At 56.7% G+C, this 319-nt stretch carries 1 protein-coding gene; it reads left to right on the top strand.

Annotated features, from left to right (window positions below; all coding sequences use genetic code 11):
- A partial coding sequence (locus tag AC3XQU_RS23510) for a DsbC family protein (RefSeq protein WP_489876558.1) occupies nt 1-319 on the top strand: 319 nt, incomplete at both ends.

Genomic DNA, 319 nt, shown 5'->3' with positions numbered 1-319 from the left:
GGATCCTGACTGCCCGTACTGCCATGAGCTCGAGTCCCAGGTCTTCACCAAGCTCGACAACATCACGATTTACACTTTCATGTTCCCAATCGAATCGCTGCATCCTCAGGCAAAGGCCAAGGCCGAGTCGATCTGGTGCTTGCCTGAAGGTGAACGCGCAGCCGCCTGGGACAAGCTCATGGCAGGTACTGCTCCAGCCGCAGCAAATTGCGATAACCCAGTGGCTCGTAACGTCTCTTTGGCTGAAAGCCTGGGCATCCAAGGCACTCCAACAATGATCAGCGCTGATGGGCGGAAAATGCCGGGGATGACCTCTGCC

It is taken from the genome of Telluria sp. AZSoR62, assembly GCF_058111565.1.
Note: the sequence above shows the minus strand (reverse complement) of the source record. Positions and strands in the feature narration are given on the sequence as shown.